Origin of the sequence: Arsenicicoccus bolidensis DSM 15745, assembly GCF_000426385.1 — a bacterium.
Taxonomy (GTDB): domain Bacteria; phylum Actinomycetota; class Actinomycetes; order Actinomycetales; family Dermatophilaceae; genus Arsenicicoccus; species Arsenicicoccus bolidensis.
Window position 1 is genome coordinate 240,881 of sequence record NZ_AUFG01000001.1, and the last position, 13,023, is coordinate 253,903.

Below are 13,023 nucleotides of genomic sequence, written 5' to 3' on the forward strand. Positions count from 1 at the left end.
GACCGACGGAGGACGCATGCTGCAGACCGACCTGCCCCGCGACTGGTGGGCCTCGGCCGTGGTCTACCAGATCTATCCCCGCAGCTTCGCCGACAGCGACGGCGACGGCGTGGGCGACCTGCGCGGCATCATCGGCCGGCTCGACCACCTGCAGCGCCTGGGCGTCGACGTCCTGTGGCTCAGCCCCGTCTATCGCTCGCCCATGGACGACAACGGCTACGACATCAGCGACTACCAGGACGTCGACCCGGTGTTCGGGACGTTGGCGGACCTGGACGAGCTGATCGCGGCGGCCCACGAGCGCGGCATACGGCTGCTCATGGACCTGGTGGTCAACCACACGAGCGACGAGCACCCGTGGTTCCAGGAGGCACGCTCGAGCCGCCACTCGGACAAGCGCGACTGGTACGTCTGGCGCGACGAGCCCAACAACTGGGAGTCCTTCTTCTCCGGGTCGGCCTGGGAGCTGGACGAGGCGACGGGTCAGTACTACCTGCACCTGTTCAGCCGCAAGCAGCCGGACCTCAACTGGGAGAACCCGCAGGTCCGCGAGGCGGTCTACGCGATGATGCGGTGGTGGCTCGCCCGAGGCGTCGACGGCTTCCGGATGGACGTCATCAACCTGATCTCCAAGGTGCCCGGCCTGCCGGACGGCGAGCAGGCGCCGGGCGAGCCCTTCGGCAACGGATTCCCGCTCGTCGCGTGCGGCCCCCGCCTGGAGGAGTTCCTGCGGGAGATGAACCGGGAGGTCTTCGCATGCCACCCGGACGCCTACCTGACGGTGGGGGAGATGCCGGGGGTGACCGTCGAGCAGGCCCGGTCCTACACCGATCCCGCCAACGCCGAGGTCGACATGGTCTTCCAGTTCGAGCACGTCGACCTCGACGGTGGGCCGGGCGGCAAGTTCGACGTGCAGCCGCTCGACATGGCGCGGCTGCGCGAGTCGCTCATGCGCTGGCAGGTGGGCCTCGCCGAGACCGGCTGGAACTCGCTCTACTGGGACAATCACGACCAGCCCCGCGCCGTCTCCCGGTTCGGGGACGACGATCCCGTATGGCGGGAGCGGTCCGCCAAGACGCTGGCCACCGTCCTGCACCTGCTCCGGGGCACGCCGTACATCTACCAGGGCGAGGAGCTGGGCATGACCAACAGCCCCTTCGCGACCATCGCCGACTTCCGCGACATCGAGTCGCTCAACTACTTCGAGGCGACCCAGCACGGGCACGCCGACCCCGAGGCGCTCCTCGAGGGGCTGCGCTACAAGGGCCGCGACAACGCCCGCACCCCGATGCAGTGGGACGACTCGCCGCACGCCGGCTTCACGACCGGGACGCCGTGGATCGAGGCCAACCCCGGCTACACCGAGATCAACGCGGCGGCGCAGGTCGACGACCCCACCTCGGTCTTCGCGCACTACCAGCGCCTGATCGCCCTGCGCCACGCCGACCCCCTGGTCGCGCACGGGTCGATCGAGCCGCTGGCCATGGATCACCCTGACCTGTGGACCTACTCGCGGTCGTATGACGGCGCGCAGCTGCTCGTCCTGGCGTCGTTCACGCGCGCGCCGCTGCGCGTCCCGGCCGAGCTGCTCGAGGGGTGGGGCGACCTCGAGGACCTGGACCCGGTGCTGGCCACGAGCGCCGAGGCCCTCGTGCGTGACCCCGACGGGTCCGCCACCCTCGCGGGGTGGGAGTCAGTCGTCCTGCGCCGCGAGGTGCGCTGAGGCTCCCCGGGTCACTCCACCCGGTCGACCGCGAAGGTGTTGCAGGCCTGCAGGCTGCCCTTGGTGTAGCCGGTCATGAACCAGCGCTGGCGCGCCTCGGACGAGCCGTGCGTCCAGGACTCGGGGTTGACCTGGCCGGAGCCCATCTTGGACTGGATGTTGTCGTCACCGACCGACTTGGCCGCGGACAGGGCCGAGTCGATGTCGTCCTGCGTCAGCGGCTTCAGGAAGGGCTGACCGTTGGCACCGGGCACGGTCGAGGCGTCCTTGGCCCACATCCCCGCGAGGCAGTCGGCCATGAGCTCGACGCGGACGCCGCCGGACTGCGGACCCTGGGGGTCCTGCTGGGCCTTCTGCAGCAGGCCGAGCTGGTTCTGGATGTGGTGGCCGTACTCGTGCGCCACGACGTACTCCTGCGCCAGGGCTCCGCTGTCGGCGCCGAAGTCGCGGGTGAGCGTGTTGAAGAAGGACGCGTCGATGTAGACCTTGCGGTCCGACGGGCAGTAGAAGGGCCCGACCTGGTTGGACGCCGTGCCGCACGCCGACTGGGTGCGACCGTTGTAGAGGCTCATGTTGGCGGTCGTGTAGTTGCGGCCGGCCTGCTCGGGCAGGACCTTCTTCCAGTACGCCTCGACGGAGTTCTTGGTGCCGATGACGCGGCACTGCACGTCGTTGTTGGCGTCGGCGCCGGTCTTGCACTTGGCGAAGGCGTCGTCGCTGCCGGACGCCTGGGTCTGCTGGGGGCCGGGCTGGGCACCCATCGAGCCGGGATCGATGTTGGCGCCGCCGCACATGTTGAGCAGCAGCACGACGATCAGACCCAGCAGACCGAGGCCACCGCCACCGCCGATGATCATGCCGCCCGGGCTCATGCCCCCGCCGCCGCTGCCCGAGTCGACGCCGGAGGTGTCGAGCTGGGATCCCTCGTTGAAGCTCATCCTTGCTCCTGACTCGTGATCGTCCGCCGCCCTGACGTGGGGGATCGCGTTGGGGGCGGGCCGAAACCTGCCCGTAGACTAACCCGGTTGCCCCGCGGAGACGGGGCGTTCGGGGGCGGTTCACCGCCGACCTGATACCCACCACCGCACCACCTATCCCGAGGGGCCCTGCCACGTGATCGCCGCGACCGACATCGAGCTGCGGGCCGGTGCCCGCATCCTCATCGAGAGCGCCTCGTTCCGCGTGGGTGCCGGGGACCGGATCGGCCTGGTCGGTCGCAACGGCGCCGGCAAGACCACGCTCACCAAGGTGCTGGCAGGGGAGGGGCAGCCGGCGGCCGGATCCGTGACCCGCTCCGGCACGGTGGGCTACCTCCCGCAGGACCCCCGCACCGGCGACCTCACCGTCCTGGCTCGCGACCGCATCCTCTCCGCGCGGGGGCTCGACGAGCTCGTGCGCAAGCTCCGCGAGACGGAGGGGGCGATGGCCAGCGCCGACGTCGAGACGCACGAGGCCGCGATGGAGCGCTATCCCAAGCTGCAGGCGCGCTTCGAGGCCGCGGGTGGGTATGCCGCGGAGTCCGAGGCCGCCACCATCGCGTCGGCCCTCGGCCTGGACCAGCGCATCCTCGGGCAGCCCCTGTCGACTCTCTCCGGTGGCCAGCGCCGCCGCGTGGAGCTGTCGCGGATCCTGTTCTCCGGCAACGAGACCCTGCTGCTCGACGAGCCGACCAACCACCTCGACGCCGACTCGATCATCTGGCTGCGCGACTACCTCAAGGGCTACAAGGGCGGGCTGATCGTGATCAGCCACGACGTCGACCTGCTCGACCAGGTGGTCAACAAGGTGTTCCACCTCGACGCCAACCGCGCCGCGATCGACCAGTACTCCCTCGGCTGGAAGGCCTACCTCGCCCAGCGCGAGACCGACGAGAAGCGCCGCAAGCGCGAGCGCGCCAACGTCGAGAAGAAGGCCTCGACCCTCCTGACCCAGGCCGCCAAGATGGGCGCCAAGGCGACCAAGGCGACCGCCGCCCACAACATGGCCCGCCGCGCGGAGCGGATGCTGAGCGGGCTGGAGGGGGAGCGGCAGCAGGACAAGGTCGCTCACCTGCGCTTCCCCGACCCCTCGCCCTGCGGCAAGACGCCGCTGATGGCCCGGGGCCTGTCCCGCAGCTACGGCTCGCTCGAGGTGTTCACCGACGTCGACCTGGCCATCGACCGCGGGTCCAAGGTCGTCGTCCTCGGCCTCAACGGCGCCGGCAAGACCACCCTGCTGCGCATGCTCGCGGGGGTCGACGAGGCGGACACGGGGGAGATCCTGCCCGGGCACGGCCTCAAGATCGGCTACTACGCCCAGGAGCACGAGAACCTCGACACCTCCCGCACCGTCCTGGAGAACATGAAGTCCGCCGCCCCCGACCTCGGCGAGACCGACGTCCGCAAGGTCCTCGGGTCCTTCCTGTTCAGCGGCGAGGACGTCGACAAGCCCGCGGGCGTCCTGTCCGGTGGCGAGAAGACCCGCCTGTCCCTGGCACTCCTCGTCGTCTCCAGCGCCAACGTCCTGCTCCTCGACGAGCCCACCAACAACCTCGACCCGGCCTCCCGCGAGGAGATCCTGGGCGCGTTGCGGACCTTCACCGGCGCCGTGGTGCTCGTGTCCCATGACGAGGGCGCCGTCGAGGCGCTCGAGCCCGAGCGGGTGCTCGTCCTGCCGGACGGGGTCGAGGACCTCTGGGGCCCGGAGTACCTCGAGCTCATCTCCCTCGCCTGAGCCGAGGGCGGCTCGCGCGCGTCGGCCCGGTCCGTGCGGTCGACCGCCGGGCCTGCGACCATCGGGGACATGCGTTCCTACTGCGCCCTGTATGTCGACGCCGGCTACCTGCTCTCCTCCAGCGCGACGCGCGTCACCGGCACCTCGCTGCGGGGAGGCGTCCGCGTCGACCACCAGGCGCTCATCGAGCGGTTGCTGGCGCAGGTCGAGGACGACAGCGGGCTCCCGCTCCTGCGCGTCAACTGGTACGACTCCGGCGGGAACGTCAACGGCGCCCCCAGCTCGTCGCAGCTCGCCATCGGCATGCTGCCGCGGGTCAAGCTGCGGCTCGGGCGGCTGTCGCCGGCGGGAGAGCAGAAGGGCGTCGACCTGCGCCTCGGCCTGGACCTGGTGACGCACGCCCGCAACCGGATCGTCGACGTGATGTATCTCCTCTGCGGTGACGACGACCTGACCGAGGCCGTCGAGGAGGCCCAGGGGCACGGGGTGCAGGTCATCCTCGTCGGGGTGCCGGACGCGGAGGGTCGCCCGCACGCGGTGGCCCGGCACCTGCAGCGCGAGGCCGACGGCCTGATCCTCGTGGACACCGCCGCGATCGACGACACCGTCCATCGGGCCCCGCCGTTCGAGCCCCGACCGGCGGCCGCGGGGCCGGTCCCTGATCCGGCCCTTGATCCGATCCCTGATCCGATCCATGATCCGACCCCCGGCCCGATCCCCGGCCCTGGTCACGTCCCCGACCAGGTCGCCGCCTCGACGGAGGCCCCCTGCCCCTCGCCGGCCGACCTCGCCGCGCGCCCCCGGCCCGCCGGCGGGACAGCTCCGAGCCACACCTCCACGTCCTCGAGCTCCTCGACGTCCACGGCCTCTCCGATGTCTTCGACGTCTCCGACGTCCCCCACGTCCCCGACGCCTTCGCGAGCGGCGTCCCCCGACGTGGCCCGCTCGTCCCTCGTCTACTCCTCGACCACGGGGCGGTCCTCCGAGCCGCACCTCCCCGCGCCCCTGGAGGCGACCCCGGAGCAGATCGAGGAGGTATGCCGCAGCGTCATCCGCACCTGGCGCGCCTCCGCCACCGAGGCCCAGCACCAGGCGTTGTTCGCGGGGCGGCCGACCATCCCCTCCGACGTCGACCGGGCGCTGCTCATGGACCTGTCCGCCCGGCTCGGCGTCTACGAGATCATCGAGTCCGACCGGCTCACCCTGAGGCACCGCTTCTGGGACGTCGCCGAGGAGCTGGTCGGGAGGACGACCTCATGACCGAGCTGCCCACCCTCGACGCCCTGGACCAGCGCATCCTCGGCAGCCTGCTCGAGAAGCAGGTCACCGTCCCCGCCGGCTACCCGCTGACCCTCAACGCGCTGCGCGGCGCCTGCAACCAGTCGAGCAGCCGCGACCCCGTGACCGACTACGACGACCCGACCCTCGAGGAGCGGATCCGCGAGCTCAAGGGCCGCGGGCTGGTGCGGGTCGTCTGGGCCGGCAAGGGCTCCCGCACCCTGAAGCACCACGAGCTGCTGAGCGAGGTGCACGGGCTCGCCCCGGACGAGCGCGCCCTCGTCACGGTCCTGCTGCTGCGCGGGCCGCAGGCGGCGGGCGAGCTGCGGACCCGCACCGAGCGCCTGCACCCCTTCGCCGACCGCACGGAGGTGGAGGAGTGCCTCGCGCGACTGTCCCGCCGGCCCGAGCCGCTCGTCGCCCAGCTGGAGCGTCGGCCGGGGCAGCACGACCCGCGGTGGACGCACCTGCTGGGCCCGGCCCCCACCGCTGTAGCCACGCCCCCGAGCTCGTCCGGGGACGACGCCATACGGGGGAGCGGTCGCGGGACCGCGGGCCCGGCCCAGGCCGCGGTCGACCTGGAGGTGGTCCTGCGGGACGGCCGCGAGGCGCGGGACGCACGCGTGCTCGCCGCCTACGACGACGTCGCGGAGGACTACGCGCGCGAGCTCTCCGACGAGCTCGCCCACAAGCCGTTCGACCGCTGGCTGCTGGCGCGCATCGGCGAGGAGGCCGACGGCGGACCGGTGCTCGACGTCGGCTGCGGCCCGGGGCACGTCACCGCGGCCCTCGCCGTGGCCGGCGCGCAGGCCCACGGGCTGGACGTCTCGCCGCGCATGGTCGAGCTGGCCCGGGACGCGCACCCCGACCTGACCTTCGACGTCGGCGACCTCAGGCGCGTCCTGCGCCCGCCGGCCGCCGACGGCTGGGCCGCCGTCGTGGCGTGGTACTCCCTCGTCCACCTCGCGCCCTCCGAGCTGCCGGACGCCCTCGGCGGCCTGGCCCGGACCCTGCGTCCCGGCGGGCTGCTCGCCCTCGCGACCCACGTGGGCGTCGAGGTGCGCCACCACGACGAGTGGTGGGGCCACCCGGTCGACCTGGACTTCGCGCTCCACGACCCGGGCCGTGTCCTCGCGGCGGTGCAGGCCGCCGGGCTGCGCGTCGAGGAGCGCTATGTGCGAGGCCCGCTGGCCGACGTGGAGGTCGGCACCGACCGCCTCTACGTCCTCGCCCGCCGCACCTGACCCTCTGACCCTCTGACCCACCTCCTGGCGCCGCAGCTGCTCGTGATCGAGGTCCTGTCCGTCCTGCGCGGATGGTCGGCGAGTGGCCAGCTGCCCGCGGCCCGAGCCGGCGCGGCCGTCGATCGGCTGCGTGCCCTCCCCATCACCTACGTCGACCTGCCGCCCCTGGCTTCGGCCGTGTGGCCGCTCCGTCACGACGTGACCCCGTACGCCGCGGCGTTCGTCGTCGTTGCGGCGGGGGCGGCGGCCGCCCCGCCGGTGACGGCCGACCGACGGGTGGCCCGGGCCGTCGGCTCGCAGGTCGACGTGATCGTCGTCGAGTGACCGACGGCCGGCTGAGATCCCACCGAGGTGGCCAGGTGCCAGCGCTAGGGTCTGGGCATGACTGATCACCCGCACCTACGCGTCACCGTCGACGACAGCCGGCAGGTCCTCACCGTCACCCTGGCCAACGCCGAGGAGCGCAACGCGCAGACACCGTCCCTGTGGCGCGCCCTGGCGGCGGCGGGGGAGGCGGTGGGCGACGACATACGGGTCGTCGTGCTGCGGGCCGAGGGCACCAGCTTCTCCGCGGGGCTGCACCGGGGCATGCTCTCCCCGGCCGGTATGCCGGGCGAGCCGCACCTCGTGGCCACCGCCACGAGCGCTCCCGCCGACACGGCGGAGATGATCGCGGGCTTCCAGCGGGCGTTCCGGGTGTGGCAGGAGATGCCGCAGGTCGTCGTCGCGGCGGTGCACGGGCACGCCATCGGGGCGGGCTTCCAGCTGGCCCTGGCCGCCGACCTGAGGGTGCTCGCCGACGACGCCCAGCTGGCCATGCGGGAGACGAGCCTCGGCCTGGTGCCGGACCTCGCCGGCACGCGACCGCTGGTGGCCTGCGTCGGCTACGCTCGGGCGCTGGAGATCTGCGCCACCGGGCGGTTCGTGGGGGCGGCCGAGGCGACCGCGATCGGCCTGGCCACCGTGGCCGTGCCGCGCGCCGAGCTCGACGCCACCACCGACGACCTCGTCCAGGCCCTGCTCGAGGCCCCGGCCGGCGCCCTGCGCGAGCTCAAGCCGCTGCTGCGGTCCGCGACCGAGGGGTCGGCGCAGGACCAGCTGCGGCACGAGCGCGAGGCGCAGGTGCGCCGGCTCGGCGCCCTGGCGCAGGGGCAGCCGTGAGGACACCTGGTACGACTGCTGTGACGATTGCTGCGAGCACGACGGACCTGGCAGCCGCCAGACCTGACCGGCGGGCGCCGGCCTGACCGACCACCGACACGAGAGGACCGGCGCATGAGCGGACCCGGCATGGGCAACTGGCAGATGATGCGGTCCCTCACCAAGGACTCCTCGGTCAAGGACCGCCGCCTCGCGCCCGGCACCGCCCGTCGCGTCGTCGGCTACGCCGACCGCTACCGCGGCCAGATCGCTGTCTTCCTCGTCCTCATCCTCATCGACGCGGCCCTCGTGGTCGCGACCCCGTTGCTGCTCGGCAAGGTCGTCGACGACGGCGTCATCCCGGGCAACCGCTCGGTCGTGATCACCATCGCGATCGTCCTCGCCGGCCTCGCCCTCGTCGACGCCGCGCTGGCCCTGGTGCAGCGGTGGTTCTCGGCCCGCATCGGCGAGGGCCTCATTTACGACCTGCGCACCCAGGTGTTCGGGCACGTCCTGGACCAGCCGATCGCGTTCTTCACCCGCGCCCAGACCGGCGCCCTCGTCACCCGGCTCAACTCCGACGTCATCGGCGCGCAGTCGGCGTTCACCTCGATCCTGTCGACGACCGTGAGCAACCTCGTGTCGGTCGTCTTCATCGTCGCCGCCATGGCCTCGAAGTCCTGGGTCCTCACCCTCGCCGCCCTCGCCCTGCTCCCGGTCTTCATGCTGCCCGCGCGGGTGATGGGGCGCCGGCTGGCCGGGCTGCAGCACGAGTCGATGGGGCTCAACGCCGAGCTGGGCACACGCATGACCGAGCGGTTCAACGTCGCCGGGGCCCTGCTGGTCAAGCTGTTCGGCCGCCCGCGGGACGAGTCGCAGCAGTATGCCGACCGCGCCGCCCAGGTCCGCGACATCGGCATCCGCATCGCGCTCAACCGCACGTTCTTCTTCACCGGGCTGACCTTCGTCGCGGCCCTGGCCACGGCCGTCGTCTACGGCATCGGCGGGCTCATGGCCATCGACGGCTCGCTGTCCGTGGGCGCCCTGCTCGCCCTCGCGGCGCTGCTGAGCCGGCTCTACGGCCCCCTCACCCAGCTGTCCAACGTCCGCGTCGACGTCATGACCGCCCTGGTCAGCTTCGAGCGCGTCTTCGAGGTCCTCGACCTGCAGCCCCTCGTGCGCGAGGTCGAGCACCCGCGGGCCATCCCCGACGAGGCGGTGTCGGTGGAGCTCGACGACGTCGTCTTCCGCTACCCCTCGGCCGACGAGATCTCCCTGGAGTCGCTCGAGCAGGGCGGCGCGACGGGCGACCGGGCCTCGGGCGGGCCTGTCCTGCAAGGCGTCTCGTTCCGGGTCGAGCCCGGCCAGCTGGTCGCCCTCGTCGGGCCCAGCGGCGCCGGCAAGACGACGATCACGTCGCTGGTCGCCCGTCTCTACGACCCCACGACGGGCACCGTGCGGATCGGGGGCATCGACCTGCGCGAGGCGTCCTTCGACTCCCTGCACGACGTCGTCGGCATGGTCACCCAGGAGGCCCACCTCTTCCACGACACCATCCGCGCCAACCTCGACTACGCCCGCCCCGGCGTGACCGACGACGACGTATGGCGCGCCCTGCGGGCGGCCCAGGTCGCCTCGCTGGTGGAGTCCCTGCCGGAGGGTCTGGACACGGTGGTCGGCGACCGCGGCCACCGCCTCTCCGGTGGGGAGAAGCAGCGCCTCGCCATCGCCCGCCTGCTGCTCAAGGGCCCCGGCCTCGTGATCCTGGACGAGGCCACCGCCCACCTGGACAGCGAGTCCGAGGCCGCCGTGCAGCGAGCCCTCGACAGCGCGCTGCACGGCCGCACCGCCATGGTCATCGCGCACCGCCTCTCGACCGTGCGCGGCGCCGACCTGATCCTCGTCGTCGACGGCGGCCGCATCGTCCAGCAGGGCACCCACGCCGAGCTCCTCGCGCGCGGTGGGCTCTACGCCGAGCTCTATCGCACCCAGTTCACCGACTGACGCCGCCGGCACCGATCGCGACGGCGTCCGGTCAGAGGCGCGGGAAGCGGTAGACGTCGCACACGTGCGGCACCGTGACCGGCCGCTCGTCGAGCCCGCCGCAGTGCGCCTCGACGTACTCCGCCACGCGCCTCGCCAGCTCCGCGCGGCGGTCGGCGTCCAGCGCCAGGTAGTACGACCGCGTCGTGACCTGCCCGGCCAGGCCGCGCGCCGTCGTCTCGAAGCCCCAGGGATGGTCGTGGTGCTCACCCTCGCCGAAGGCCGCACGTGATACGAGCGCCGCCGACTCCGACCGCGGCTCGTAGCCGCCCTCCATCGAGTGCATCGTCTGGTTGAGCCCCGCCACCCAGGGCACCCGCAGGTCCATGACGTTCCACACGAGCATCAGCCGTCCACCGGGTCGCAGCAGGCGCGCGGCCTCGCGCGACGCCGCCTCCGGATCCACCCAGTGCCACGCCGCGGCATACGTGACCACGTCGGCGCACGCGTCCGGCAGACCGGTCGCCTCTCCCGTGCCCACCCTGGCCTCGACCTGCCCGTGTGCCACCCGCAGCGGCCCCAGCATGTCCTCGCTGGGGTCGACGGCCACCACGTGGTGCCCGAGCCCGAGCATGACCTCGGTCAGCTTGCCGGTGCCGGCGCCCACGTCGACGACGTCGCACGGGGTCGTCCCCACGCCCCAGGCCACCGCCTCGCGGGGATACGCCGGCCGCAGCGAGGCATAGCGCGCCCCGCCCTCGGCAAAGGTCGCCTCCAGCCGCTCCCGGTGCGCCCTCGCCTCGGCGGCAGAGCCGTCGTTGCCGTCGGCACCATCGACAGCAGGCTCGGCACCAGGCTCGTCAGCAGCCGCGCGCCCGTCGTTCATTCGTCCTCCTCGTCCCAGATCCGGACCTTCTTGGGCTTCGGCGGCCTCGTCTGCCGCGCGCGTCCGGACCGGTTGACCTGGGACGATCCTGACGTCACGACCGCGTCATCGACCGCGTCGACCTTCCCCGTCCTGTCGCCGGTCCCGCCGGCGGTCCCACCGTCTGCCCCGGTGCCGCGCGCTGCCTGCTCCTCCAAGTGCTCGCGGCGGGCGGCATACAGCACCATCCCGATCGCCACGAGGCCGAAGAGCCACCACTGGCCGAAGTAGGAGACGTTGTTCCAGCCCTCGTCGCGGTCCGGGCCGTTGGGCGCGGCGAGCCCGGTCGAGGGGTCGCCCGCCTTGACCGAGCCCTCGGACCCGAGCACCAGGTAGGCGTGGTTGACCGTCCCGCCGATCTCGCGCTGCGCCACCGTGTAGTTGATGGACGCGAGCTGCCCCTTGGCCGGGGACTTGTCGAGGTCCTGCTCGCCCCACCGCAACCACCCGGTCACGGCGACCTGACCCTTGGGCGCCGGCGGGATCGTCGGCAGGTCCGCCGCCGCGCCGCTGCCGGCCGAGAGCCAGCCGCGGTCCACGAGCAGCGTCGACCCGTCCGGCAGCCGCAACGGCCAGACGACCTCGTAGCCGCGGTCCCCGGCGCGGGGACGGTTCCGCACGAGGAGGGGGGCCGCGCCGTCATACGTGCCGGTCATCGTCACCGACCGCCACAGGGTGTCCTCGGTGACGCCGCTGGTGGGCGTCGGGAGGATGGTCCGCAGCGGCACCGGGTCCGCCGCGTAGTTGCGGTCGATCGCCGCGACCGTCGCCTGCTTGTGCTCGTAGCGCCCGAGCTGCCACTGCCCGAGCCAGATGCAGGCGAGCATGAAGACGAAGGCTCCGGCCAGGGCCTTGAGCCACCGGGGCTTGCGGAGGGTCTGGATCACTGAATACTTCCCGTGGTAATTCGGTGGCGGCACGTCGGACGCCTACTGTGGAGCCTATGACGACTCTGCCGGATCCCCGCGTGCGCCCGGCGCTCGCCGACGGATTCGGCCGCGTCGCACAGGATCTGCGGGTCTCGGTCACCGACCGGTGCAACCTGCGCTGCACCTACTGCATGCCCGCCGAGGGCCTGCCGTGGATGCCCAAGCCCGAGATGCTGACGGACGACGAGCTGGTCCGACTGGTGCGCGTCTTCGTCGAGCTGGGGGTCACCAAGGTCCGGCTGACCGGGGGAGAGCCGCTGCTGCGCCGGTCGATCGTGGACGTGGTGCGCCGCATCGCAGCCCTCGAGCCGCGCCCCCAGATCGCCATGACCACCAACGGGGTCGGCCTCGCCCGCGTCGCCGCGGACCTCGCGGAGGCCGGCCTGGACCGCGTCAACGTCAGCCTCGACACGATCGACGAGCAGGTCTTTCGCGACCTCACCCGCCGCGACCGGCTGGCCGACGTCGAGGGCGGTATGACGGCCGCTGCCGCGGCGGGGCTGACCCCCGTCAAGGTCAACGCCGTCGCCATGCGGGGCATCAACGACGAGGGCGTCGCCGACGTGCTGGGCTGGTGCCTGGACCGGGGCTACGGGCTGCGGTTCATCGAGCAGATGCCCCTGGACGCCCAGCACGGCTGGGAGCGAGCGCAGATGGTGACCGCGGAGGAGCTGATCGCGCGGTTGTCGGAGCGGTTCGAGCTGCGGGCCCGCCCGGAGACGGCGCGGGGGAGCGCCCCGGCCGAGCTCTACGACGTGGTCGGCTACGAGGACCTCGAGGGGCAGCAGGCCACCGTCGGGATCATCGCCAGCGTCACGCGGCCGTTCTGCGGCGACTGCGACCGCACCCGGCTCACCGCCGACGGTCAGGTCCGCAACTGCCTGTTCTCCCGCACCGAGACCGACCTGCGCGGCCCGATGCGCGACGGCGCCTCCGACGACGACCTCGCGGCGCTGATCACGGGGGAGATGCGGGTCAAGCGGCGCGGCCACGGCATCGGCGACCCCGACTTCGAGCAGCCCGACCGGCCCATGTCCGCCATCGGCGGCTGAACCCCCACCCCGCCGACCGGTCAGTTCCCACCCCGCC

The 13,023-nt window shown here is 72.6% G+C and carries 11 protein-coding genes; 8 read left to right on the plus strand and 3 right to left on the minus strand.

From position 1 onward, the window contains the following. Nucleotides 1-16: 16 nt before the first annotated feature. Nucleotides 17-1,723 (plus strand): alpha-glucosidase, encoded by a 1,707-nt coding sequence (locus tag K313_RS0101085; RefSeq protein ID WP_029210060.1) that lies wholly within the window; start codon nt 17-19, stop codon nt 1,721-1,723. A gap of 11 nt (nt 1,724-1,734) precedes the next feature. On the opposite strand, the gene ypfJ is transcribed toward K313_RS0101085, so the two are convergent. After that, nucleotides 1,735-2,661, minus strand: coding sequence for a KPN_02809 family neutral zinc metallopeptidase (ypfJ, locus tag K313_RS0101090; RefSeq protein ID WP_029210061.1), 927 nt, complete (start codon nt 2,659-2,661; stop codon nt 1,735-1,737). 175 nt (nt 2,662-2,836) lie between these two features. Between ypfJ and K313_RS0101095 the strand changes: the two genes are divergently transcribed. From K313_RS0101095 to K313_RS0101120, 6 genes are all read left to right on the plus strand, one after another. Beyond that, on the plus strand, nt 2,837-4,435 hold the full coding sequence (locus tag K313_RS0101095; RefSeq protein WP_029210062.1) for an ABC-F family ATP-binding cassette domain-containing protein: 1,599 nt from the start codon (nt 2,837-2,839) through the stop codon (nt 4,433-4,435). Between the two features lie 69 nt (nt 4,436-4,504). Next, a complete protein-coding gene (locus K313_RS24075; RefSeq protein ID WP_029210063.1) occupies nt 4,505-5,695 on the plus strand; it encodes an NYN domain-containing protein in 1,191 nt (396 codons plus the stop codon). After that, nucleotides 5,692-6,957: a DUF480 domain-containing protein gene (locus K313_RS19550; protein ID WP_034250898.1), complete on the plus strand. Its 1,266-nt coding sequence runs from the start codon at nt 5,692-5,694 to the stop codon at nt 6,955-6,957. Before K313_RS24075 ends, K313_RS19550 begins: the two co-directional genes overlap by 4 nt. A gap of 42 nt (nt 6,958-6,999) precedes the next feature. Beyond that, the gene (locus K313_RS0101110) at nt 7,000-7,281 is read left to right on the plus strand and encodes a PIN domain-containing protein (RefSeq protein WP_029210065.1); all 282 of its coding nucleotides are present in this window, start codon (nt 7,000-7,002) and stop codon (nt 7,279-7,281) included. A gap of 57 nt (nt 7,282-7,338) precedes the next feature. After that, nucleotides 7,339-8,118: an enoyl-CoA hydratase/isomerase family protein gene (locus K313_RS0101115; protein WP_029210066.1), complete on the plus strand. Its 780-nt coding sequence runs from the start codon at nt 7,339-7,341 to the stop codon at nt 8,116-8,118. A 114-nt stretch (nt 8,119-8,232) separates the two neighbouring features. Beyond that, a complete protein-coding gene (locus K313_RS0101120; protein ID WP_239264801.1) occupies nt 8,233-10,101 on the plus strand; it encodes an ABC transporter ATP-binding protein in 1,869 nt (622 codons plus the stop codon). A 31-nt stretch (nt 10,102-10,132) separates the two neighbouring features. Here the strand turns inward: K313_RS0101120 and K313_RS21885 are convergent, their stop codons facing one another. Together K313_RS21885 and K313_RS0101130 are read right to left on the minus strand one after the other, a co-directional pair. Next, entirely contained in the window at nt 10,133-10,966 is an 834-nt protein-coding gene (locus K313_RS21885) for a class I SAM-dependent methyltransferase (protein ID WP_029210068.1), read from the minus strand. Next, nucleotides 10,963-11,892: an SURF1 family cytochrome oxidase biogenesis protein gene (locus K313_RS0101130; RefSeq protein ID WP_029210069.1), complete on the minus strand. Its 930-nt coding sequence runs from the start codon at nt 11,890-11,892 to the stop codon at nt 10,963-10,965. Before K313_RS0101130 ends, K313_RS21885 begins: the two co-directional genes overlap by 4 nt. Nucleotides 11,893-11,948: 56 nt before the next feature. On the opposite strand from K313_RS0101130, the gene moaA reads away from it, so the two are divergent. Continuing rightward, nucleotides 11,949-12,986, plus strand: a complete 1,038-nt coding sequence (gene moaA / locus K313_RS0101135; protein WP_051273946.1) for a GTP 3',8-cyclase MoaA — start codon at nt 11,949-11,951, stop codon at nt 12,984-12,986. Nucleotides 12,987-13,023 lie beyond the last annotated feature (37 nt).